Here is a 22,547-nt window from a genome sequence, read left to right as displayed (position 1 = left end):
ACTATATAAAAAGTAAAGGCTGCCTCAATGGGCAGCCTTTTTAATTGTATGAAATTTCATTATTTTGTACTATCGGAAATATGGGGTATTAAGTCCGAAAACGTAAGAATTGATGGTTCATAAAGTGAATCAGTCAGCTTTCCGAATCCGTATTTGCAGAAAATAAACGGTAATCCATTTGTCAGTGCGGAATCATAATCAGTTTGGGTATCACCAATATATATGGAATCTTCAAGGGTTAAATGATTTCTTTCCATGAGGAGCTGTATATTTTCAGATTTTGGTTTTTGCGTCCGTCCATGAGATTCAAAATCAACGAATAGATTATTGAACTGATAATAGTCTAAAAATGATTCAATATAGCCGTTCTGGCAGTTGCTTACGATAAACAGAGAGTGGGTGTTAGCCAGGTTTCTCAAAGTATTTTCTACGCCCTCATATAAAATTCCTCCTTGTATGTGCAGTATTTCATTTTCTTTGGCAACAATTTCAGAGAGAAGCTCCTGAGCTTGCAGATCTGAAATGCCCGGAATAATATCTTTTACAATATCATGAGCCAATAATCCCATATATTGATCCATATCTTCAGGTTTAAGTTCTCTTTGGATCAATTGATGCCTGCCTAAAACTTCATTCCATATTTTAATGATTGTCGCTCTGGAATCCCATAATGTTCCGTCAAGATCGAAAATTAAATTCTTTGTGTTCAAAATAAATATTTTGTGGTTTATACTTTAATTTACAGCCGAAAATTACAAAATCATGCTCAGCTGCACTCTTTTTCTCGCCTCATCTACTTCTGTTACCTTTACACGTACATGCTGGTGAAGTTTTACTACTTCATTGACATCCGATACAAAGCCGTCTTTCAACTGGGAAATATGAACCAATCCGCTTTCTTTTATTCCAAGATCCACAAAACATCCAAAAGCCGTAATATTATTGACAATTCCGGGAAGAATCATGCCTGTTTTTAAGTCTTTAATGCTTTTAACTGTAGGATCAAACTCAAATACTTTGGCAGCTTTTCTTGGATCCAGACCCGGCTTTTCAAGCTCTTTTAAAATATCCTTGATTCCTAAGATCCCGATTTCTCCTGTGATATAGCTTTCCGGTTTTACCAGAGCTATTTTTTCTTTATTGGCAATCAGCTCATCAGTTTTAATACCTAAGTCTTTGGCTATTTTTTCTACAATTCCATAAGCTTCAGGATGTACAGCGGAATTATCCAGTGGGTTTTTGGCATTCGCAATTCTTACAAATGCGGCTGCTTGCTGGAAGGCTTTTTCTCCAAGTCTAGGAACTTTTTTAAGCTGTTTTCTGTCTTCAAATGCTCCGTTTTCAGCACGATAATTGACAATATTTTCAGCTATTTTCTCTCCAATTCCGGAAACATAGCTTAAAAGCGATTTGCTTGCTGTATTTAAATTAATTCCCACAGAATTTACACATTTCATCACTGTAGAATCCAGTTCATTTTTCAGTTGAGTCTGATCTACATCGTGTTGGTATTGTCCAACCCCAATAGATTTGGCATCAATCTTTACCAATTCAGCCAGCGGATCAGAAAGTCTTCTTCCGATGGAAACGGCTCCACGCACTGTTACATCATAGGTTGGAAACTCTTCCCTTGCAATTTTACTGGCAGAATAAACTGAAGCTCCGGCTTCTGAAACTACAAAAACCTGCAACGGCTTATCGAAAGCAATCTTTTTAATGAAAAATTCTGTTTCCCGGCTTGCCGTTCCGTTACCAATGGAGATCGCTTCAATATTATAAGCATTTACCATAGAACGGATCTTTTTCATAGCCATCCCGCTTTCATTCTGTGGAGCGTGAGGGTAAAGAGTTTCGTTGTGCAGTAAGTCTCCTTTTTCATCCAGGCACACTACTTTGCATCCGCTTCGGTATCCCGGATCAATTGCCAGAATTCTTTTCTCCCCCAAAGGAGGAGCCAGTAGAAGTTGGCTTAAGTTTTCAGAGAAAATCTCAATCGCTTTTTTATCTGCTTTTTCTTTGGCTTCCTGTAGAGCTTCATTGGAGATAGCAGGTTCCAGAAGTCTTTTATAGCTGTCTTTTATCGCTATTGCAATTTGTTCTGAACTTTCATTATTGGATTTGATAATAGCTTTCTCAATAAAATCGATGGCTTCTTCCTTATCTATCCCTACATTCGTTTTTACAAAACCTTCAGCTTCTGCTCTTAACATCGCCAGAAGTCTGTGAGAAGGTGTTCTGCTGAGACTTTCTTCCCATTCGAAATATTGGGAGAATTTTTGGGCGTCTTCCTCCTCTTTTTTAGCTTTTACAACTTTGGAGGTAACAACCGCCTTACGCTGAAAGAGTCTGCGGAGATTCTTGCGGACATACATATTTTCGTTGATCCATTCTGCCATGATGTCTCTTGCCCCCTGAAGCGCTTCTTCTTCAGAGGAAACTTCATCATTCAGATATTTTGAAGCCAGAAACTGAATGTCATTATTTTTCTGACTCATAATGATCCTTGCCAAAGGTTCCAATCCTTTTTCCTTGGCGGTATCAGCTTTTGTTTTTTTACGTTTTTTGAAAGGCAGATAAAGGTCTTCCAGCTCCTGAATATCAAAGCTATCTTCAATTCTCTGTTGAAGCTCAGGGGCTAAAGCATTCTGCTCTTCTATAGATTTTAAGATAGACTCTTTTCTTTTGACAATGTCTTCAAACTGCTTACTGATCTTTGAGATCTGTTCGATCTGTATTTCATCAAGATTTCCGGTTTTGTCTTTTCGGTAACGCGAAATAAAAGGAATAGTGCAGTCTTCTGCTAATAATTGTAAAGTATTGTTGATGCTCTTCTCAGAAATATTGAGCTGTTTTTGTATAAATTCTACGGTCGTCATTGTTCTGTTTTCGGATAGCTAAAATAGCGTTTTGGAATGAGAAAAAAATAAAATACAGCTATAAAAAAGCCTGATTACAACAAAATGCAATCAGGCTGTAATAAAAAACTTAAAATTAATTAAGGCAGTACTTCATTATAATAAAGCGGAGTATCATTGTTTTTATCATATCCTATTATAATAACTTTATACTTCTTTGCATCATCATTGTTGTAAAACTGTACTTATAAACAATGAAGATTGTATAAAGATTTAAGTTTAGACAAATCGTTGGTGTAAATTTATGGTTTCCTGTATTAAATAAATTAAAAATCTATCTTCGGCCTTTATGAATGTAATCTTAAGTGATTGAAAATTAATTTTTAAATTTCTATTTACTGTGGTTTTGTATTTAAATATTTTACTTAGTTTATGTTTTTATAATATCAAAACTAATAACATGAAAAAAATATTTACATTATTCATTTGCTGTTCTTTTTTAGCGTCTTGTTATCAAAGAGAGCCTGAAGAGCCTAAAATATGCAAGTGTAAGGTACAGGAGTATGAACGGATTGTTGTATTAAAAAATGAACATGATGGCAGTTATACAGATTATTCCGATACAGGATGGATTGCTAAAGGTGATCTTCAGGAAGACAATGCTGAAGATTGCTTTAGAAATGAAACGGTAAAGAATCAGGAATTCTCTAGCAGCTATGACTCACAATACAGAAGAGAGGTGTCTCGTAAATGGGTTTACAATTGCAAATAATATATAATTTTGTATTTCTTGATGTATGATAAGGTGCCTCCGAATAGGTTTTTCTATTTTTGTACCCGAAAACAACAAAATTTCAATAAACTTTTTTAAAACAGTTCAATATGAAAAAAATTAGCGTAATTGCATTAGTAGGAGTAGGATTGCTTTTGGCATCATGTAATAAAGGGAAATCAGCAGATACTGCAGCTACAGCTCAGGAGCAAACCGTAGCGGAGAGCAAAGGTGAAACACTTGCAGTAGATACAGTAGGTTCAGTAGTAAACTGGAAAGCTTTCCATAAAGGAGGTATGGCACCTCGTTGGGGAACACTTACTGTAAAATCTGGAGATATCAGTGTTGACGGAGGTCAGGTTTCTGCAGGAAACTTCGTAATCGATATGAACTCTATTAAGGTAGATCCGGCTTCAGTAACAGAAAAAGATAAAAAACCTGCAGACCTTGAAACTCACTTGAAAACTCCTGATTTCTTTGATACAGCGAAAAACCCTACCTCAGATTTCAAAATTACAAGTGTTGTAGATTTGAAAGAAGCACCGAAAGATGCAGTAGCAGGAGCTAATAAGACAGTAAGCGGAAACCTTACATTATCAGGAAAGACATTGAATGTTACTTTCCCTGCTAAAGTAGATGTAGCAGAAAATTCAGCGGCTATTCAGGCTAAATTTACTGTAAACAGAGCTGATTGGGGACTTAAGTTTGGTACTTCAGAAGCAGATCCGGCAGAATGGATGATCAGCAAAGATATCGAGATTGCTATCGATGTAAAAGCTAAAAAATAAGTTATTTAAACTTTAATAACGAATGAGCTGTCTTGATTAAGGCAGCTCTTTTTATTTTTAAAACCATTCTTTTACCCTTTTTAAAAAGAAATCAGTTCAAAATTTTTGAATTCTGAATTCTCACACAATATTCACTCCCTAGATACAGAGGATTACCATGTTTTTCAGACCAGAAACCATCCAGTATATCCTTACTTAGACAGCGGTATACAGCAACTCCTTTATAGATGCTATGATCGTCTCCTTCATAATTGAAGTTGATGACTAAAATATGGTCTTTGTAAAATCCTGTACCATTTTGCAGATGATCACCAATAACCCATTGAGCAATAATACGGTTGTTTTCATCTATGGATAAGGTTAATATACCATGATAAGAAGCCTGCGAAGCCTCTTCCTGGTTGCTTCCTTCAATAGCATAGCTTCCCGCCAGATCGTGTACTGTCATTAATTTGTTTTTTTAACGGAGGGCAAATTTAAATAATCTTATTCTGTATCTTGATTTAAATTCCGGGATTTTCCTATATATAAATTAAACTTTATTTTTGTTTTAAATTAATTTTAAAATGATTCCTTTTCTATTCATAGCTAATCTGATTACATTTGGTGTCTTCGGTTTTGATAAATGGCAAGCCAAAAAACAGCAATGGAGAATTTCAGAAAATATGCTTTTAGGAATATCTCTTATAGGTGTTGTAGGAGCAGCCTCTGGAATGATTATTTTCAATCATAAAGTTTCCAAAAAATCATTTCTTGTGAAATTTTTTATTGTGGTTTTAATTGACCTGGTACTTTTTTACAGATTGATAAGGTATTGATATAAAGTAAGCTATGCTGTTTTTTTTAATGTTAAATATTGTAATAAATAATTGTTGTTACGTTTTTTTTAATAATTTTATCAGGCTAATAACAAATAAATAAAACAACATGAGAAATCTTAGAAAAATTTCCAGAACTGAAATGAAATCAGTTCAGGGAGGAATCATTAAAGGAATGGTGAGATGTAAAGATGCAGATACATGTGCTGTAAGATGGGGTTGGGGAACCGGATTTTCCAGCAATTGTGGTGAATTTGACATTATTTGTGGAGAACCGCCTGCAGTAGATCCATGTGAAGTACAAATCTGTATATAGATAGACTAAAGGGTGTTTTTGGAACACTCTTTTTTTATTGTCTTGTAAATAAGTATTTTAAACATAATATTAAATATTTGTATAAGTAAATATTTTTTCATTAAAAATCACTACTTTTGCACCCGTAAAAATCTTTTATGCAAAACATTAGAAATATTGCGATTATCGCACACGTTGACCACGGGAAGACGACTTTGGTTGACAAGATCATTCACGCTACCAACATTTTCAGAGAAAATCAGGAGAGTGGGGAGTTAATTATGGATAACAACGATCTTGAAAGAGAAAGAGGGATCACAATCTTATCCAAGAATATTTCTGTTACTTATAAAGACACAAAAATTAACGTAATTGATACTCCTGGTCACGCCGATTTTGGTGGAGAAGTAGAAAGAGTATTGAAAATGGCTGATGGAGTTATTTTGTTGGTAGATGCGTTCGAAGGACCAATGCCACAAACAAGATTCGTACTACAGAAAGCATTGGAACTAGGATTGAGACCATTAGTGGTAATCAATAAAGTAGATAAACCAAACTGCCGTCCTGACGAAGTTCACGATAAGGTATTTGACTTATTCTTCAATCTTGAAGCTACAGAAGAGCAATTGGATTTCCCTACATTCTATGGATCTTCAAAACAAGGTTGGTTCAACACTTCTTTAGAGCAAACTGAAGATATTATGCCATTATTAGATGGTATTTTACAATATGTTCCTGAACCGAAAGTAACGGAAGGAAGCCTTCAGATGCAGATTACTTCATTAGATTTCTCTTCTTTCTTAGGAAGAATTGCAATTGGAAAAGTAACAAGAGGTGAACTTAAAGAATCTCAATGGATCGGTCTTGCTCAGGCAGATGGAAAAATTGTAAAAGGAAAAGTAAAAGAACTATACGTTTTCGAAGGATTAGGGAAGAAAAAAGTAACTGAAGTACAAGCAGGAGATATCTGTGCTGTAGTAGGTTTTGATGCTTTCCAGATTGGAGACTCTTTCGTAGATCTTGAAAATCCTGAACCATTGGAAAGAACTGCAATTGATGAGCCTACGTTGAACATGACGTTCTCTATCAACAATTCACCTTTCTTCGGTAAAGACGGTAAATATGTTACTTCAAATCACCTTAAAGAAAGATTATACAAAGAATTAGAGAAAAACTTAGCATTAAGAGTTCAGCAGACGGATGATGCAAACACTTTCTTGGTTTTTGGTAGAGGTATTCTTCACTTGTCAGTTTTAATTGAAACAATGAGAAGAGAAGGTTACGAAATGACAATTGGTCAGCCACAGGTTATCTTGAGAGAAATCGACGGAGAAAAATGTGAGCCTTATGAATCTTTGGTTGTTGACGTTCCTGAAGAATATGCTTCAAGAGTTATCGACTTGGCGACCCAGAGAAAAGGAGACCTTCACATTATGGAAACTAAAGGTGAAATGCAGCACATGGAATTCGAAATTCCTTCAAGAGGTTTGATTGGATTGCGTTCTCAAATGTTGACAGCTACTGCAGGTGAAGCTATTATGGCACACCGTTTCACAGAATATAAGCCTTTCAAAGGAGCTATTCCTGGAAGAAGTAATGGTGTATTGATCAGCAAAACTCAAGGTCCAGCTACAGAATATTCTATCGCTAAATTACAGGATAGAGGTAAGTTCTATGTTGATCCAGGTGAGGAGATCTATGCAGGTATGGTTATCGGTGAGCAAAATAAGCCAGGTGACTTGGTAGTAAACATCGTTGAAGCAAAACAGTTGAATAACATGAGAGCTTCTGGAAAAGATAAAGATACAGGTGTTGCACCAAAAATATTATTCTCTCTTGAAGAATGTATGGAATACATCCAGGCTGATGAAGCAATTGAGGTAACTCCAAACTTTATCAGAATGAGAAAGAAATTACTTTCTGAAGAAGAAAGAAAAAGAGTAGAAAGATCTGCAAAAGCATAATAAAAATCTTATACATAAAATCAAAGCCTCGATTTTCGAGGCTTTTTCTATATAAACCCATTAAAATGCTTATTTTGGCATAATAATCTCTGACAAATAAAAAATAAATTTTAAAGTAGTGTTGTGACTATGAGAATGAATAAATTAAAACTTATCGTTTTATTGGGCGTTTTTGCATCTTACACCTCATGTTCCGTACAGAACAATGTTGTAAAAACACCTTCCACGAAGAATCCAACAAAACCCACTAACAATACAACTCCACCAAAAGCGCCTGTTGTAATAACAAAACCAACTACAGGGACAACAACTCCAACTGAAGAAAATTTCAGAACCAATCTTCCGGAAATCAAAAGAGAATTCCGTGGAGCATGGATCGCGAGTGTAGCCAATATCAACTGGCCGTCAAGAAATGATCTTACGGTGGAACAGCAAAAAGCAGAAGCAATCAGTATGCTTGATATCTTGAAAGATAACAATTTCAATGCTGCTATTTTTCAGATCAGACCTTCTGCAGATGCCCTCTATACAAGTAATATTGAACCTTGGTCTTACTTTCTGACCGGCGAAACAGGAAAGGCACCTTCTCCGAACTATGACCCACTTCAGTTTTGGATAGAAGAAGCTCATAAAAGAGGCTTGGAACTGCATGTCTGGTTAAATCCTTATCGTGCACACCATGCCAATGGTGGTGCCGTGAATAGTCTGTCAATGGCCAATAAACTGTCCGATATTGTTTTAAGATTAAAAAACGGGATGTACTGGTTTGATCCTGCTAATCCAAAAACACAAGGGCACGTATCCAATGTGGTGAAAGATATTGTAAAAAGATACGATATTGATGCCGTTCACTTTGATGATTATTTCTATCCTTATGCCACCTATAACAGAGGTGCTGATTTTCCCGATAATGCTACCTGGAACGCTTATGTAAGCAGTGGCGGTACCTTATCCAGAGCAGATTGGAGAAGAGATAATGTGAATAAATTTGTAGAACGTATTTACAAAGAAATTCATGCAGAAAAAAATAATGTAAGATTCGGGATCAGCCCGTTCGGAATATGGAAACCTGGATATCCTGCTGGAGTTGTAGGATCTTCACAGTATGACGAGCTGTATGCAGATGCTAAATTATGGTTAAATAAAGGCTGGGTAGATTATTTTTCACCACAACTTTACTGGCCCATCGATTCCAAAGGACAGAGTTTTGAAGCCCTGTTAAGCTGGTGGCAGTCTGAAAATACTATGAACCGTCACTTATGGCCGGGATTAAATACTGTTGAGATCAAAGTATCAGACCGTCCTACGGAAATCAAAAATCAGATTGCAATTTCCCGAAATATTCTGAAAAATGATGCCGGAGAAATTCACTGGAGTATTGCTGGGCTTACGAAAAATCCAAATATGCTGCCTGCTTTGAAAAGCGGACCGTACAGTGAAAAAGCATTAGTACCAAAATCGCCATGGATAAAAGCGGTTCCATTGCAAACTCCTACATTGTTTATTGCAGACAACGGAAGCTTCGCACAGACAAGCTGGAGTACGAAAAATGCTGCTGATGTTTTCCAGTGGGTTCTTTTTACACAATACAATGGAGTATGGCAAACGGAAATTTTGACGTTAGATACCCTTTCAAAAGACATTCCTAAATTTAAAGACGGTAAAAAGCTGAGTGCAGTTGCTATAAAAGCCATTGACAGATTAGGAAATGAAAGTGACTATATCGCCAGAAAAATTAAATAGTATTTTTTGATAAAAGGCAAAAAAGTTAATTTGAAAACTTCTATCTACTATTAGTCATTACGAACCGTAAGAGGAAGCAATCTCAGTTATAAATTTAAAAACCAGTTCTACTTGAAAACTGGTTTTTATTTTAGAATAACTATAAATTATTAATTTAAAATAATGATTTTCAATTAAATAAAAATTTAAATAAATAATTATGTTTAAAATATAAATTGCATCGGAATCATTTTTGCATGATTCATCCCATAATCACCAAAATATAACATTATGAATACTAAAAGACTTTCCACCAATATGGAAAAAGCACTTAGTGACCAGATGAATAAGGAGATTCATGCATCACACATTTTTTTATCCTATGGAATTTGGGCCGATGATAAAGGCTATCAGGGAATTGCCAACTTTCTTTACCGTCATGCCCAGGAAGAACGAAATCACTCAATCAAATTCATGGAATACATTTTAAACAGAGGTGGAAAACCAAAAGTAAACGCTATTCCTGCTCCCCCTGCAGATCCGAAATCTCTTACAGCTTGTTTTGATGGCGTTTTTAAACATGAAGTTGACAATACAACCGCTATTTACAGAATTGTAGATCTTTCCATGGAAGAAAAAGACTGGGCAACCTGGAATTTTATGCAGTGGTTTGTACAGGAACAGATTGAAGAAGAAACATTAGCTCAAAACTTAATTGATAAATTAAAAATCGCTGGTGGTGACAGAGCTACCGATGAATCTTTATTTACTTTAGATAAAACTTTACAGGAAGCACCGAATGATGTCCCGCTGGCTCAGAATGCTACGGGAAATAATCCATAAAACAGCCGGTGAATCCGAACCTTTAGGAAATCTGTCAGAATATTGACAGATTTTTTTATTATGAAACTCCCTCAAAAATCACTATCTTTGCACACTCGTAATTCAAGGTTCAGAGTTCAATGTTTAAAGTTGGAGAAACCTTGGGTTGCCCTAAACCTTAAACTTTGAATTTTACAATATGAAATGTGGAATCGTAGGCCTGCCGAATGTAGGTAAATCAACTCTTTTTAACTGTTTGAGTAATGCAAAAGCTCAATCAGCAAACTATCCTTTCTGTACTATTGAGCCGAACCTTGGGACGGTTTCTGTACCGGATCAGAGACTTTTTGAACTGGAGAAAATAGTAAAGCCTGAGAGAGTTTTACCAGCGGTAGTTGAGATTGTTGATATTGCAGGTCTTGTAAAAGGAGCCAGCAAAGGAGAAGGATTGGGGAACCAGTTCTTGGCTAATATCCGCGAGTGTGAAGCAATCATTCACGTTTTAAGATGTTTTGATAACGGAAATATCATCCACGTTGAAGGTTCAGTAGATCCTTTAAGAGATAAAGAAATTATTGATATAGAGCTTCAGCTGAAAGACCTTGAAACAGTAGGAAAAGCAGTTGAAAAAGCTAAGAAATTCATCAAGTCAGGAAAGAAAGAGGATATTCTTACTTACGAAATCCTTCAGAACTTACAGAAATTCCTTGAGGATGGTAAAAATGCAAGAGAATTTGCGACTGATGATTTTGCAAAATCAATTATCGGAGAAGTTCAGTTGCTAACCAATAAGCCTGTACTTTACGTTTGTAACGTAGATGAAAATTCTATCAAAAACGGAAATGACTGGATTGCTAAGATTGAAGAAATGGCTAAAGGTGAAGGTGCTGAAGTAGTAGTATTGGCAGCACAGATCGAGGCTGATATCAACGAGCTTGAAACTTTTGAAGAAAGAGAAATCTTCCTTGATGAGTTGGGTCTTACTGAGCCGGGAGTTAACCGTTTGATTAGAAAAGCTTATGATCTTTTGAAACTTCAGACTTATTTTACAGCCGGAGTGAAAGAAGTAAGAGCCTGGACTATTGGACAGGGATGGACCGCTCCACAGGCTGCAGGAGTAATCCATACAGATTTTGAAAAAGGATTTATCCGTGCAGAAGTAATCAAGTATAATGATTATATCCATTACGGTTCTGAAGTAAAGATTAAAGAAGCCGGAAAACTTTCTGTAGAAGGTAAAGAATATATAGTACAGGATGGAGACATCATGCACTTTAGATTCAATGTATAAGAAAATATTAAAGTTCGTTTATAATAAAAAACGCTTCCATGTATTTGGGAGCGTTTTTTGCATTCATGATCTAAACTTTTACTATGAGAATCTTTTATTTAGCTATTCCTATCTTATTTTTCTCCTGCTCCCAATCCATAGAAAAAAAGTGCTTTGTCAATCACAGAGATCAGGTATTTGAAGATTATAAAGAGCAGAAGCCTTATACCATTCAACAGATATTGAACGAGAAACCTGATTATCTTGAAATTATAAATCTTAAAGAATACAGGAGTTTTAAGGAAGACAGTATAGTAAGTCATGCCAATATCAGTTCTGATGAGTCTGAAAATATATTTAATAGACAGGACAAAGAATTTAAAATAGTAAGGGATAAATTTTCAGATCAGTTTTTATATTATTCTCAGCAGCAGGCAGGAAATATTCTGTACGCTTTAGGACGAAATAGCATGGGATTCTGGCTGCTGAAAATTGAAAATAATATACCTAAGGCTTATTTTATAGGATTGAGCTTTAGCCATTATTATATAAATGAAATGCTGGAAATGCCCATCATCAAAGACGGGTTTCTTCAATTTGAAGGAAGTCTTGTGAAAATCATAAAGATAGCGGGACTTCCGGGTTATGATGATTATTCAGCGATGGAAGATGGAAAATTATTTAAAATAAATTTAAAAGACCTGATGAAAGACTCAGATAACGATGGTTACAATGATATTTTTGAAAAAAGTTTTGGTTTAAACCCTGATAGTAAGGATACAGATGGTGACGGAATCAACGATTTTGATGATATGAATCCTATGTTTACATCTGAAAAGAATAAATTTACCCAGCTCTATGAATTGTTGCTGCCAAATTATGGAATGACAAATATGAAAAAATTACATTATACATTCCATATTTATAAGAATGATTGCGATTACTTCCACCAGATCAATCCTGAAATCAGAGTATTATTTATACCTGAAGAAAAAAACAATCAAACCTATTATACCAGAATAACCGATGTCATTGAGGAAGATATTTCCAAAATTCAAACCAATGATCGGGATCCAAATGTATTTTATATCTATGAATCAGGCAGCAGTTTTACAAATGATTATGCAGCAGAATATGTAGAAGGTAAATGGGTTCTAAAGAATATTGGAGGTATTGTTATCTAATAAATGCGGAAATAAAATTAAAAAAGTCACTCCCTTGCTGGGAAGCGACTTTTTATAATGATAAAAGCTTTTCAGCTTTTTCGTGTTGTTGGTTTATTAAATTTCAATACCAGGCTGGCATTGTAATTCTGCACAGGCAAAAGAAAATTTCTTACAAGTCAGATCTGGAAGAAGACACATTTCTTTTCCTCCGGTAATTACTCTTAATTGTTTTTTGTTCAATTTTTTTCCGTTAGTTAAATTTTGATTTTTCATTAGTTTTGATTTTTAGTGAGTTAGTGCTAGCGAATGTAAGAAAAATAAATGAAGTATATCACTGTGTTTAGAAAAAAAAGAATAATTTTTTAATGAAATATTTTAATATTGGTTATTGATTTTACATTAAATCAATAAGTCTGCAGAGTTTTTCAATATATGAATAAGATGTTTTATTTTGAAAATGTAATCAATTTGAAACAGGCTGTTTCATAAGTTCGTATATTTGAATTTTACAAATCATCTGCCATGGAAAAAGTAGCAAATACCTCACTGGAAGATTTTTATAAAGAGATGGCCGCCAAATTAGGTAAAGATCTCGAAAGTATTTTTCCAAAAGGACTTCATAAAGATATCGGACACTTTAATGTTTTTGATATTGCCCAGACACTCGAAAGAGCAAAGACTACTTCCGAAATGCCTTATAACAGAAGGAAATACTATAAAATAAGTTTTATACGAGGGCGAAACAGGGCAGAATATGCTGACAAAGTAATATCAATAAAACAGAACGCTTTATTATTCGCCACTCCAAAAGTTCCGTACCATTGGATACCTGAAGATGCTGATCAGTCGGGGAGTTTCTGTGTATTTACAGAAGACTTTTTCATTAAAGATAAATCCTATTATAATCTCGAAGATCTCCCTATTTTTCAACCTGGAGGAGTACCTGTATTTGAAATTGACAATGAGCTTGCAGAAGAGATAGAGAGCCTCTTTAAAAAAATAAAAAAAGAGATAGATTCAGATTATGTTTTTAAATATGATCTGATCAGAAACTATGTTCTGGAACTCATTCATTATGGGCAGAAACTACAGCCAGCTACCAAAATATCCGCATCAAATGATGCATCTATGAGAGTGGTTTCTCTGTTTATAGAGCTGTTAGAAAGACAATTTCCTATTGAATCCTGGGATCAGAGACTGCAGCTGAAGACCGCCAAAGATTATGCAGACCGACTGGCGGTTCATGTCAATTATTTAAACAAAAGATTAAAAGAAAGCACCGGAAAAACGACTACAGAATTTATCTCTGACCGAATCACTCAGGAAGCAAAAATACTCTTAAAACAGACCAAATGGAACGTCTCAGAGATATCCTATGCTCTGGGGTTCGAAGAAATTGCCCACTTTTCTAATTTTTTTAAAAGGAAAACTTCCTTTACCCCGTTAGAATTTCGTTCCTGATTTGAATTTTGCAAATTTCAGATTGATTCAAGCAAACACTTCAGTCTGAAAATGTCCCAACTTTGTACCATCAAAATAATCAAAATACAATGAACACAAAAGCAAATATCGCACTGGTAACCGGAGGAAGCCGTGGATTGGGCAAGAACTCAGCTCTAAAGATCGCTCAAAAAGGATTAGACGTTATTATTACCTACAGAAGCAATAAGGAAGAGGCTGAAGCTGTTGTGAATGAAATAAAATCAATGGGCCGAAATGCTGTTGCTTTCCAACTGGATACAAAAGACATTAAAAGTTTTGATGCCTTTGTAAAAGAAGTTACGGATCATCTGCAGGAAAATACAGGAAGTACTCATATTGATTACCTGATCAATAATGCAGGAACAGCTTTATATTCACCCATTACGGAAGTAACGGAAGAACAGCTGGATGATGTTGTAGACATTCATTTCAAAGGAGTGTTTTTCCTGACTCAAAAATTTTTGCCATTCATGAATGATGGGGGAGGAATTATCAATATATCTTCAGGATTGGCAAGATTTGCAACTCCGGGATCTTCTATTTATGGATCTATAAAAGCTGGGGTAGAAATGCTCACAAAATATATGGCCAAAGAATTAGGATCAAGAAAAATCAAAGCTAATGTTGTGGCTCCTGGAGCTATTGAAACAGATTTCGGAGGAGGAAGAGTAAGAGATAATGAAGAGATCAACGCTGTAGTGGCGGGTGCTACGGCCTTAGGAAGAGTAGGACTTCCTGATGATATCGGCGGTGTAGTGGCATTTCTGTGTACGGAAGATGCAAGATGGATCAATGGACAAAGAATTGAAGTTTCAGGAGGAATGTTTTTATAACATTTGAAGAATCATCTTTATAATAATTCGGCCGGCTCATTTGAGCCGGCCGAATTATTATTTGTCATTTTTTTGGAGTATTATTACTCAACAGCTTCAAGGGGTTCAGGTAGCTGGCATTTAAGCTCTCTGCATCCAGGCCCGATGTATACACAGTACCCAGAAGAATTGGTACATCTTACGTTACCTAAACCTCCATTGATTGTACTTAATTCTCTTTTGTTTAATTTTTTTCCTTGTGAGATGATTCCCTTTTTCATGATTTTGATATTTAATGGATTAGTTATTTTATAAATATATGAAAATCATGAACAATAAGTCACTTATTAAAGAAAAAAATAAACTCGTCATCTGAAATGACCTTGAAATATCTACCTCATTTTTAGAACAGTACAATTTTATCGGAGATAAAATCATTGCGCCTTAAAACGTTTACTTTTAAAGTTCCTTTGCGTCTTAGCGTTTTCAATACTAAATCCATAAATTTCAATGAGATTGCTTTGCTCGCAATGGTAATTGGAGTAAAGATCTTTGTCTCTAAGCTCCCACAAAAGCACGCAAAAACTATGATGATACTCTTGATAAATTCTCAATTGCCCTTTCCAAAGTTTCCTGCTTCTTGGCAAAACATAATCTTATCACATTTTCATTCAGTTTATTCTTATAAAATGAAGAGAAAGGAACACTGGCAACCTTATGATTAATGGTAAGCTCAGATGCAAAATCAAAATCGTTTTTATCCGAAATCTTATCATACTTTACTGCCTGAAAATAAGTTCCTTCACAATCCAGCAGTTCAAAAGATGTTCCTGCAAGACCTTTTCTCAGAAAATCTCTTTTCTCCTGGAAAAACTGATTCAGTTGGGTATAATGTTCATCATGTTTCATGTACTCACCCAGTGCAAACTGGATAGGAGTATTCACACAGAAAACGTTGAACTGGTGTACTTTTCTGAATTCATCCGTTAAGATTTTGGGAGCAGCGCAGTAGCCTACTTTCCATCCGGTAACGTGAAAAAGTTTCCCGAAAGAAGCAACAAGAAGACTCCTTTCTTTCAATTCCGGATATTTACAAATGCTTAAATGCTGTTTTCCGTCAAAAACAATATTTTCATACACTTCATCACTTAAAATAAGAATGGAAGTCCCTTTTACCAGCTTAATAAGCTCTTGTATATCATTTTCTGTCAGGATTTTTCCGGATGGGTTGTTGGGATTATTGAGAATAATCATTCTGGTTTTGTCACTGACAAGATTTTTTACGGCAGCCCAGTCGATTTTATAATCCGGAGCTTTCATTTCAAAACGTTTTACAATACCTCCGAAAAGTTCTACAGTAGGTTCATAACAATCATAGGCCGGTTCAAAAATAATCACTTCATCATCCTTTTTGATAAAAGAAGCAATGGCTGTGAAAATAGCCTGTGTTCCGCCTGCTGTAATTGTTATTTCGGAGTCAGGATGATAAATTGCATGATGGCTGTTCTCAATTTTTCTGGCAATTTCTTCCTTCAGTCCAATCATTCCTCCCAGCGGAGCATACTGGTTAAAGCCTTTTTTAATAAAGTGATCTACATGATTCAACAATTCAGGATCAGGCATGAAATCCGGAAATCCCTGAGAAAGATTGATCGCTTCATTTTCGTTGGCAAGCTGAGTCATCTGACTGAAAATAGTAGTTCCTACATTGGAAAGTTTTGATAAAGGAAGTTGTATCATAAAAACAGTTTTGTTGATCGAATTTAATGAAATATTTAAAACAGACTCTATTTATAAAAATAAAAATTAAATAGAGAGAGGTTTAAGGCTGATGTTGAACTGTTTAATGGTTTAAATGATAAAGTTTATGAATAAATATGATTTTAAACATATGTTTGGTTTTTCTCTTTTTAATTTACAGAAAGATGCCTACATTTGTTAGACACACAGCTATTAAAAACAATGACAATGAAGATTAAGAAGACGGAGTTTCCTGAAAAATCAGTTTTATCCCAAGGGGAAAAAGATTTTGATTATAGTGATAGTTTTGAAGGAGAATTGACCCATGGGAGCCGGAATATTGATATTTCAGAAATCGGAAAAATATTCTTTACAAGCGGACCTAAATGGGGAAAGAAAATGTTTGGTTTCAGAAATAAAGCAGTAAGATTATTGGGGCTGAAGACCGGATATGAAACAGAAAGTCAGCAGAAAAGGGATTTTAAATGTGAAGTGGGAGAGCGCATGGGTATTTTTAAAGTGTTTGATAAAACAAATAATGAAATTGTTATTGGGGAAGATGATAAACATCTGGATTTCAGAGTTTCACTTTTATTTGATGAAAATAAAGAACATCTTGACGAAAAATCACTTACCATATCAACTACAGTAAAGTTTCATAACTGGCTGGGTGTATTATATTTTCTTCCTGTTCACCCTTTTCATAAGCTGATTGTACCTGCTATGCTGAAAAATATGATAGAACAATTAGAAAAAAGATAAATATTTACCCCTTACAAATGATTGGGGGATGGAAAGAGACAGTCTCAAAAGTTAAATTGTTTGACTTTTGAGACCGTATTTTGGTTATTATTTTCTTGGCTATTTATTTGGAGATTATTAGTTTTTGTGAACCGGTTTTTCCTTCAGATGTGAGTTCAACAATATAAGTTCCCTGGATCAGCTTTTCAGTATTCAATCTGATGTTTTGGTTTCCACTATTGAGATTTTCAGACTTTTCTAATACTGTTTTTCCTGAGCTGTCAATAATTCTTACGGCTGCCTTTTCCTTCTTTGAAAGAGATGTCTGTACATCCACATAATTTTTGGCAGGATTCGGAACCAAAGAAATATCTCTTTTTCTGGCCGCCTGAAGCTCCTCTTTCGAAATGGCTTCCAGATCAGGATGTTCACTGCGGAGACCTGTGTTGTCAGTTTCTTTTAAAATTACTTTTCTTGAATAACAAAATGTAATGCAGGTGCTGCATTTTTTTAAACCTTTGCTATCAGATTGAATGACACATACCGTGTATGAACCGGGGGTATTATAAGTGTGTGAAGTCATATGATCAGTAAGCGGTGTTCCATCTCCCCAGTTTACAGAATAATTGTTAGGAGGATTATAGCTGTCTAAAAATACCTTGGCTGTTGCAGTATTGCTTGTAGAACTGAATGAGGTTTCAAGTTTGAAATTCGGGTCACAGTCAGCACATGGTTTTACACAGATGTTGTCATACCATACTATTTCAGAGGGATTTGATGTATAATCGGGAGTAATCATTACAGCAGTTGAATTATTGATGATGTTGTTGAAGTCTATACAGGTTGTACCGCTGCTGGGATCCATTGTCCAGGTTCCTTCAGAATTGGAAGGCAGAACAGAGCCGCTGCAATTGGCAATGGGAGCCCGTACCCGTACCCATCCGCTTCCTTCAGTTACAGTGATATTGGCGACAAACGTGATTATTTTGCTGCCGGACATAATGTGAATGGCTGGATGTATGGGCGGAGACCCATTAAAAGTTCCATCATTTTCAAGATAGAAATCAAAAAATAAACATTGCCCCGGAAACCGTTGCCCCAGATTTTTAAAATCTACGGTATTGACAAGTCTTGAACCTCCGGAGTCATCAATTAGTTTTAGAAACTGAGAACCATCCAGAGCATTGGGAGTGCCGCTTGAAACGGTTACATTGCCATTAGGATAAGGAGCATGAACCCAGTTTCCGGCAGGCAAGGTAGATGAATTAAAATCTGAGCAGGGTGCCTGTGCTTTGAAAAGCAGACCGCCCAGAAAAATGCAGATGGTAAAAATGTAAGCTTTTATCATAATACAGCATTGATTTTATAGATCAAAAATCAACAAAAAACTTTAGAATTAAATTTTGTGTATTGACTTCTGGTAAAGGTATTATGATATTAAGGCGTTCGGTAATACCGGTTGATAAGTGTATTTGTTATCCTAGTAAGTGTCAGTAAGTTGTATTTAATTGTAGTTGAATAGTAATTTTAGTTTTCGATGGGCCTTGAGTTATTTTTTAATCAAGATATCCTATCCGGTGAAGGAAATCATTTTTTTTGCGGACAGAAACATCCAATACAGAATGATCTGCCATCACTACCTGGCCGCCTTTTCCTTTGATGTATTCTTTAAGATGAGACAGATTGATCAGATGTTTATGATGGATCCTGAAAAAACTATATTTTGAAAGCTGTTCTTCAAACTCGTGGAGTGTTTTGGAAACAATGATCTTGCTCTTATCTGTGAAATAAAATGTGGTATAGCTGGAATCTGCCTCACAGCGAATAATTTCACTGATATCTGTGAGTTTAAATCCCTGCAGTGTTGGAAGGCTGATCTTATTATTTTGAAGACTTACTGTATTTTTACTTTTTCTGATGCTTTCCAGTACTTTATTCACGGCAATGATGAACTCCATTTTTTTGATGGGTTTCAAAAGGTAATCGGCAGCTCCGTTTTTAATGGCCTGAATCGCAAAATTTTCAAAAGCTGTAATGAAAATAATCTTTGAATCAACTTCTCTGAACTTTGAAAGAAGATCAAATGCAGTTCCGTCTTTCAGCTGAACATCCAGAAAAAGAATGTCTGGTGAGTTTTTGGAAAGATAAATATAGGCTTCCTCTACACTGGCTGCCTGGTGGGTGTTCTCTATTTCTGGAAATTCATTCTCCAGCAGCAGGGAGATATAATCTCTTCCATCCTGCTCGTCATCAATGATGTATGCCTGTATTTTGGTTTTCATAAGGTGTAATATAAAGTGTGATTTGAGTTCCCGGTCTTTTCTCTTTCTCCTGAAGATCGGTTATTTCTAATATGATATTAGTATCAAAAAGCTGTCTGAATGTTTCAATTCTCTTTTCAGATAATTTTACTCCAAAAGAATTTGCATTAGAATGAAGCTTCTTTCCAATGCCCACACCGTTGTCTTCAACAATCACACAGAGAGCTGTTCCTGTATATTGAAACAACACTTCAATGTTTCCTTTTCTGTCCTGAAGATTCGCTATACCGTGTTTTATGGCATTTTCTACAAAAGGCTGAATGAGGAGTGAAGGAACAGTCCAGCTTTCATTTACATTTTCAGAAACGGTAATTTTATAATCAAAAAGATCTTTCAGGCGCAGTTTTTCCATATTCAGGTATAAAGACAGGTATTCTGCTTCTTCTTTTATGGGCATGAAGGTTTTTTCGGAATAATGAAGCGTTTTCCGGATCATTACAGAAAAGGTATTAAGGTAGTTCTCCGCTTCATAATAATCTTTTTTATACAGTAAAAAATGAATGGAATTGAGACAGTTATAAATAAAATGCGGGTTAATCTGTGCTTTAATGGCCTGAAGTTCCAGCTCTGCAATTTTCTTTTCATAATATAAAGTCTCCAGTTTTTTATTTCTCTTTTTCTGAAAATAAAATGTGATCAGCATAGATAATGCAGCAGCTCCAATGAAGACAAGAAGCAGTTTAAACCACCACGTTTGCCAGAATGCAGGTTTGATTTCAAAATGAAGATCGGTAGAGACATACGACTTTCTCCCGTTGTAACCCAATCCGAAAACTTTAAAAGTATAATCCCCTGGTGGAATAGAGTTGAAAGTAATATTCGGGGAACTGCCGGTTTGCCAGTCTTCACTTAGTCCTTCAACTTTATACTGGTAGCTGATTTGCCCTTGTGAAGCAAAATCCGGAAAACTTACATTAAAAGTCAGGCTGTTATCCGGAGTCTTGCCTTCCAGTGGCTGGCCAGGATCATAAAAGAGATTATTCCCGATCTTTACAGAATTAATGATTACTTTTTTATGAACAGATTTCTGCTGGCTCAAAAGGTTTTTAATAGAGAGAATACCCATACCTTTTGATGTACCTGCATAAACGGTATCTCCGGAAATAATACATCCTGCAACAACATTTGAGGGAAGACCATCTGTATGGGTGAAATTATTGATTTTTAATTTTTTATCTTTAAATTCAATTCTGCTGAGACCGTAATTGGTACTTGCCCAGAAAACCTTTTCATTCTCTATTTCTATTTTTTTGATCTGTCTTGTCGGAAGACCATCGCTTTCCATGATTTTTTTGATCACTCTGAAATTATTAAACAAAATAATTCCGTTAAGATTGGTTGCACCTGCATACAGATTATCACTGAGCTTTTTAATGTCTGTAAAATAATATCCCTCCAGAAACAGCCTTTTCTTTTTTGTAGTGGTATTCAGCTTATAGAGGTCTTTAAATGTTCCGGCAAAGATGCTGTCCCGGGTATAAGGTAATGCAGTATAAATCCGGTTGCCCATCATCAGCTTTTCGTAGGATCCTTTATGGTGATTATAGGCAATAAGACCTTCCAGAGTACAGAAAAGTGCAGATCCCGAAGTATAGGGAACCATGTTTTTAATGACATTTTCCTTCAGGACCTGTTTTTCTCCTGTTACTGTATTATACCGGACTGGATTTCTGGAAAGTCCGAAGATGATTGTATTTCCATCAGACAAAATGGCTTTGTTCTCCATTTGAGAGCTTTCTCCCAAATGAAGGTTCGTGATGACTCCGTTATGATAAATACCGCCTTTGGCTTCATTATAACCGAGGTAGATCCTGTTTCCGTTTTTTGCAATAGCCGTGATATGAGATGAATTGTTCTTCACAGGAAAATGAATATAATTTCTGAAAAACAGGTCCGAAATAAAGAAAAGGCCATTGTTTCTGGTAGAAAACCAAAGATTGTTATCTTTATCTGTCAGTACATCATGGATAATGTAGCCATCCATCAATCGGATAGGATTTGATAAGCCTTCTGTTTCCATGAAAGGATTTTTGAAATATAAAACACCACCATTTTCAAGACAGGCCCAGATCCGGGAGTTTTTATCAATGGCCAGACGGTGTATGTTTTCGGGAGCTGTATAGGAAGCAATTTTTTTGAAATGGAACTGATGATAAACTCTGTATATATCAATCTTTCTTCCGTTTTTTAAAATAAAAAAATCTCCCTTCCTTGTTACCACTGTATTTTTTTCGATAGAAATATTGCAGACTGTTTTTTTTCGGGTGAAAACATTATAGACTTCGAGATTCTTCTTTTTATATCTATCAGAAATATAAAGGTTTCCGTTTGCCATATTCAATCCGAAAGTAAAATAATTATCCGAAGCATTCTGATGGATAAAAATAGGTATTGTCGTGATTTTTTCGTTCTTGTAAACTAATATGTTTTTGGGATTGTCTCCCTCATACAGATAGACCGTATTTCCGTTGATATGGCTGAGTGTAGTATAAGTAAATTTTATTTTTTTCAACTCCGGATTGCGGTCTGAGTTGATGATTTTGCCTTTCTTCAGATATGCAAAATCATTCAGGAAAGAAATAATAAACATTTCGTTGTCCGGAATTGGAAAACAATCCAGGATCTCAATGTTCTTGAGCCCGTTTTTACTTCCGAACTGCTTAAATTCTGCTCCGTCAAACCTGAAAAAGCCAGTGTCGCTTCCCAGGTAGATGAATCCATTTTCATCCTGATTCAATCCATAGGTATATGAGCTGTTGAGACCGTCTCCTTCATTATAATGTACCATCCCGGGAATTTGAGCATTACATAATGAAACAGCCAGTAAAATGAAGAAAAATAAACAAGAGATTATAATTTTTTTCACATTTAGTAGAATAATTGTGAAAATTATATAATTTGATTGATAATACTGCAATTTTTTTGGGGAAATCTTTAAAAAACAAACTGAAAAATTCGGATAATTTTATACAATTTTGT

At 35.4% G+C, this 22,547-nt stretch carries 21 protein-coding genes; 12 read left to right on the top strand and 9 right to left on the bottom strand.

What is annotated here, in order from left to right; translation table 11 throughout:
• Positions 1-59: 59 nt before the first annotated feature.
• Both KYG33_RS05640 and KYG33_RS05635 read right to left on the bottom strand, forming a co-directional pair.
• The gene (locus KYG33_RS05640; RefSeq protein WP_180563930.1) at positions 60-710 is read right to left on the bottom strand and encodes an HAD family hydrolase; all 651 of its coding nucleotides are present in this window, start codon (positions 708-710) and stop codon (positions 60-62) included.
• 42 nt (positions 711-752) lie between these two features.
• Positions 753-2,876, bottom strand: a complete 2,124-nt coding sequence (locus tag KYG33_RS05635; RefSeq protein WP_077416711.1) for a Tex family protein — start codon at positions 2,874-2,876, stop codon at positions 753-755.
• Positions 2,877-3,315: 439 nt separating this feature from the next.
• Here KYG33_RS05635 and KYG33_RS05630 point away from each other — a divergent pair, with 439 nt between their 5' ends.
• A complete protein-coding gene (locus KYG33_RS05630; RefSeq protein ID WP_077416713.1) occupies positions 3,316-3,627 on the top strand; it encodes a hypothetical protein in 312 nt (103 codons plus the stop codon).
• Positions 3,628-3,737: 110 nt separating this feature from the next.
• Complete coding sequence (locus KYG33_RS05625) at positions 3,738-4,415, top strand: YceI family protein (protein ID WP_077416715.1); 678 nt, start codon at positions 3,738-3,740, stop codon at positions 4,413-4,415.
• A gap of 91 nt (positions 4,416-4,506) precedes the next feature.
• Here the strand turns inward: KYG33_RS05625 and KYG33_RS05620 are convergent, their stop codons facing one another.
• Complete coding sequence (locus KYG33_RS05620; protein WP_180563926.1) at positions 4,507-4,863, bottom strand: hypothetical protein; 357 nt, start codon at positions 4,861-4,863, stop codon at positions 4,507-4,509.
• Between the two features lie 118 nt (positions 4,864-4,981).
• Here KYG33_RS05620 and KYG33_RS05615 point away from each other — a divergent pair, with 118 nt between their 5' ends.
• The 7 genes from KYG33_RS05615 to KYG33_RS05585 all read left to right on the top strand — a co-directional run bounded on the left by KYG33_RS05615 (position 4,982) and on the right by KYG33_RS05585 (position 12,490).
• On the top strand, positions 4,982-5,233 hold the full coding sequence (locus tag KYG33_RS05615) for a DUF1294 domain-containing protein (protein ID WP_077416719.1): 252 nt from the start codon (positions 4,982-4,984) through the stop codon (positions 5,231-5,233).
• A 109-nt stretch (positions 5,234-5,342) separates the two neighbouring features.
• Positions 5,343-5,549: a bacteriocin-like protein gene (locus tag KYG33_RS05610; RefSeq protein WP_047385392.1), complete on the top strand. Its 207-nt coding sequence runs from the start codon at positions 5,343-5,345 to the stop codon at positions 5,547-5,549.
• Between the two features lie 137 nt (positions 5,550-5,686).
• On the top strand, positions 5,687-7,492 hold the full coding sequence (typA, locus tag KYG33_RS05605) for a translational GTPase TypA (protein WP_077416721.1): 1,806 nt from the start codon (positions 5,687-5,689) through the stop codon (positions 7,490-7,492).
• 129 nt (positions 7,493-7,621) lie between these two features.
• On the top strand, positions 7,622-9,235 hold the full coding sequence (locus tag KYG33_RS05600) for a glycoside hydrolase family 10 protein (protein WP_180563925.1): 1,614 nt from the start codon (positions 7,622-7,624) through the stop codon (positions 9,233-9,235).
• Positions 9,236-9,505: 270 nt separating this feature from the next.
• Positions 9,506-10,057 carry a ferritin gene (locus tag KYG33_RS05595; protein WP_077416724.1) on the top strand — a complete coding sequence of 184 codons (552 nt, stop codon included), beginning with the start codon at positions 9,506-9,508 and terminating at the stop codon, positions 10,055-10,057.
• A 178-nt stretch (positions 10,058-10,235) separates the two neighbouring features.
• Positions 10,236-11,327, top strand: a complete 1,092-nt coding sequence (gene ychF / locus KYG33_RS05590; RefSeq protein WP_077416726.1) for a redox-regulated ATPase YchF — start codon at positions 10,236-10,238, stop codon at positions 11,325-11,327.
• Positions 11,328-11,410: 83 nt separating this feature from the next.
• Positions 11,411-12,490 carry a hypothetical protein gene (locus tag KYG33_RS05585; RefSeq protein WP_077416728.1) on the top strand — a complete coding sequence of 360 codons (1,080 nt, stop codon included), beginning with the start codon at positions 11,411-11,413 and terminating at the stop codon, positions 12,488-12,490.
• Between the two features lie 96 nt (positions 12,491-12,586).
• Here KYG33_RS05585 and KYG33_RS05580 read toward each other — a convergent pair whose 3' ends face one another.
• The gene (locus KYG33_RS05580; protein WP_175627246.1) at positions 12,587-12,745 is read right to left on the bottom strand and encodes a hypothetical protein; all 159 of its coding nucleotides are present in this window, start codon (positions 12,743-12,745) and stop codon (positions 12,587-12,589) included.
• A 249-nt stretch (positions 12,746-12,994) separates the two neighbouring features.
• Here KYG33_RS05580 and KYG33_RS05575 point away from each other — a divergent pair, with 249 nt between their 5' ends.
• On the top strand, positions 12,995-13,933 hold the full coding sequence (locus KYG33_RS05575; RefSeq protein WP_180563924.1) for a helix-turn-helix domain-containing protein: 939 nt from the start codon (positions 12,995-12,997) through the stop codon (positions 13,931-13,933).
• 89 nt (positions 13,934-14,022) lie between these two features.
• Positions 14,023-14,787 carry an SDR family NAD(P)-dependent oxidoreductase gene (locus tag KYG33_RS05570; RefSeq protein ID WP_180563923.1) on the top strand — a complete coding sequence of 255 codons (765 nt, stop codon included), beginning with the start codon at positions 14,023-14,025 and terminating at the stop codon, positions 14,785-14,787.
• Positions 14,788-14,870: 83 nt separating this feature from the next.
• Here the strand turns inward: KYG33_RS05570 and KYG33_RS05565 are convergent, their stop codons facing one another.
• On the bottom strand, positions 14,871-15,047 hold the full coding sequence (locus KYG33_RS05565; protein ID WP_219072822.1) for a hypothetical protein: 177 nt from the start codon (positions 15,045-15,047) through the stop codon (positions 14,871-14,873).
• Positions 15,048-15,351: 304 nt separating this feature from the next.
• Complete coding sequence (locus tag KYG33_RS05560; protein WP_219072821.1) at positions 15,352-16,506, bottom strand: methionine aminotransferase; 1,155 nt, start codon at positions 16,504-16,506, stop codon at positions 15,352-15,354.
• Positions 16,507-16,734: 228 nt separating this feature from the next.
• Between KYG33_RS05560 and KYG33_RS05555 the strand changes: the two genes are divergently transcribed.
• On the top strand, positions 16,735-17,268 hold the full coding sequence (locus KYG33_RS05555; RefSeq protein ID WP_180563922.1) for a DUF2867 domain-containing protein: 534 nt from the start codon (positions 16,735-16,737) through the stop codon (positions 17,266-17,268).
• Positions 17,269-17,371: 103 nt separating this feature from the next.
• Here KYG33_RS05555 and KYG33_RS05550 read toward each other — a convergent pair whose 3' ends face one another.
• The 3 genes from KYG33_RS05550 to KYG33_RS05540 all read right to left on the bottom strand — a co-directional run bounded on the left by KYG33_RS05550 (position 17,372) and on the right by KYG33_RS05540 (position 22,434).
• Positions 17,372-18,595, bottom strand: coding sequence for a T9SS type A sorting domain-containing protein (locus KYG33_RS05550; protein ID WP_180563921.1), 1,224 nt, complete (start codon positions 18,593-18,595; stop codon positions 17,372-17,374).
• Positions 18,596-18,803: 208 nt separating this feature from the next.
• Positions 18,804-19,529, bottom strand: coding sequence for a LytR/AlgR family response regulator transcription factor (locus tag KYG33_RS05545; protein ID WP_077416742.1), 726 nt, complete (start codon positions 19,527-19,529; stop codon positions 18,804-18,806).
• Positions 19,498-22,434, bottom strand: coding sequence for a histidine kinase (locus KYG33_RS05540; RefSeq protein ID WP_077416744.1), 2,937 nt, complete (start codon positions 22,432-22,434; stop codon positions 19,498-19,500). Before KYG33_RS05540 ends, KYG33_RS05545 begins: the two co-directional genes overlap by 32 nt.
• Positions 22,435-22,547 lie beyond the last annotated feature (113 nt).

It is taken from the genome of Chryseobacterium sp. D764, from assembly GCF_019317325.1.
Taxonomy (GTDB): Bacteria; Bacteroidota; Bacteroidia; order Flavobacteriales; family Weeksellaceae; genus Chryseobacterium.
The sequence above is the reverse complement of the archived record's forward strand: the minus strand, read 5'-3'. Positions and strand labels throughout refer to the sequence as shown.

Excerpts from the sequence above, each read along its gene's own strand:
- KYG33_RS05545 (WP_077416742.1), bottom strand. The coding sequence starts at position 19,529 with ATGAAAACCAAAATACAGGCATACATCATTGATGACGAGCAGGATGGA.
- KYG33_RS05585 (WP_077416728.1), top strand. The coding sequence starts at position 11,411 with ATGAGAATCTTTTATTTAGCTATTCCTATCTTATTTTTCTCCTGCTCC.
- KYG33_RS05630 (WP_077416713.1), top strand. The coding sequence starts at position 3,316 with ATGAAAAAAATATTTACATTATTCATTTGCTGTTCTTTTTTAGCGTCT.
- KYG33_RS05575 (WP_180563924.1), top strand. The coding sequence starts at position 12,995 with ATGGAAAAAGTAGCAAATACCTCACTGGAAGATTTTTATAAAGAGATG.
- KYG33_RS05550 (WP_180563921.1), bottom strand. The coding sequence starts at position 18,595 with ATGATAAAAGCTTACATTTTTACCATCTGCATTTTTCTGGGCGGTCTG.
- KYG33_RS05615 (WP_077416719.1), top strand. The coding sequence starts at position 4,982 with ATGATTCCTTTTCTATTCATAGCTAATCTGATTACATTTGGTGTCTTC.
- ychF (WP_077416726.1), top strand. The coding sequence starts at position 10,236 with ATGAAATGTGGAATCGTAGGCCTGCCGAATGTAGGTAAATCAACTCTT.
- KYG33_RS05555 (WP_180563922.1), top strand. The coding sequence starts at position 16,735 with ATGAAGATTAAGAAGACGGAGTTTCCTGAAAAATCAGTTTTATCCCAA.
- KYG33_RS05635 (WP_077416711.1), bottom strand. The coding sequence starts at position 2,876 with ATGACGACCGTAGAATTTATACAAAAACAGCTCAATATTTCTGAGAAG.
- typA (WP_077416721.1), top strand. The coding sequence starts at position 5,687 with ATGCAAAACATTAGAAATATTGCGATTATCGCACACGTTGACCACGGG.
- KYG33_RS05565 (WP_219072822.1), bottom strand. The coding sequence starts at position 15,047 with ATGAAAAAGGGAATCATCTCACAAGGAAAAAAATTAAACAAAAGAGAA.
- KYG33_RS05570 (WP_180563923.1), top strand. The coding sequence starts at position 14,023 with ATGAACACAAAAGCAAATATCGCACTGGTAACCGGAGGAAGCCGTGGA.
- KYG33_RS05625 (WP_077416715.1), top strand. The coding sequence starts at position 3,738 with ATGAAAAAAATTAGCGTAATTGCATTAGTAGGAGTAGGATTGCTTTTG.
- KYG33_RS05580 (WP_175627246.1), bottom strand. The coding sequence starts at position 12,745 with ATGAAAAATCAAAATTTAACTAACGGAAAAAAATTGAACAAAAAACAA.
- KYG33_RS05610 (WP_047385392.1), top strand. The coding sequence starts at position 5,343 with ATGAGAAATCTTAGAAAAATTTCCAGAACTGAAATGAAATCAGTTCAG.
- KYG33_RS05595 (WP_077416724.1), top strand. The coding sequence starts at position 9,506 with ATGAATACTAAAAGACTTTCCACCAATATGGAAAAAGCACTTAGTGAC.
- KYG33_RS05620 (WP_180563926.1), bottom strand. The coding sequence starts at position 4,863 with ATGACAGTACACGATCTGGCGGGAAGCTATGCTATTGAAGGAAGCAAC.
- KYG33_RS05600 (WP_180563925.1), top strand. The coding sequence starts at position 7,622 with ATGAGAATGAATAAATTAAAACTTATCGTTTTATTGGGCGTTTTTGCA.
- KYG33_RS05560 (WP_219072821.1), bottom strand. The coding sequence starts at position 16,506 with ATGATACAACTTCCTTTATCAAAACTTTCCAATGTAGGAACTACTATT.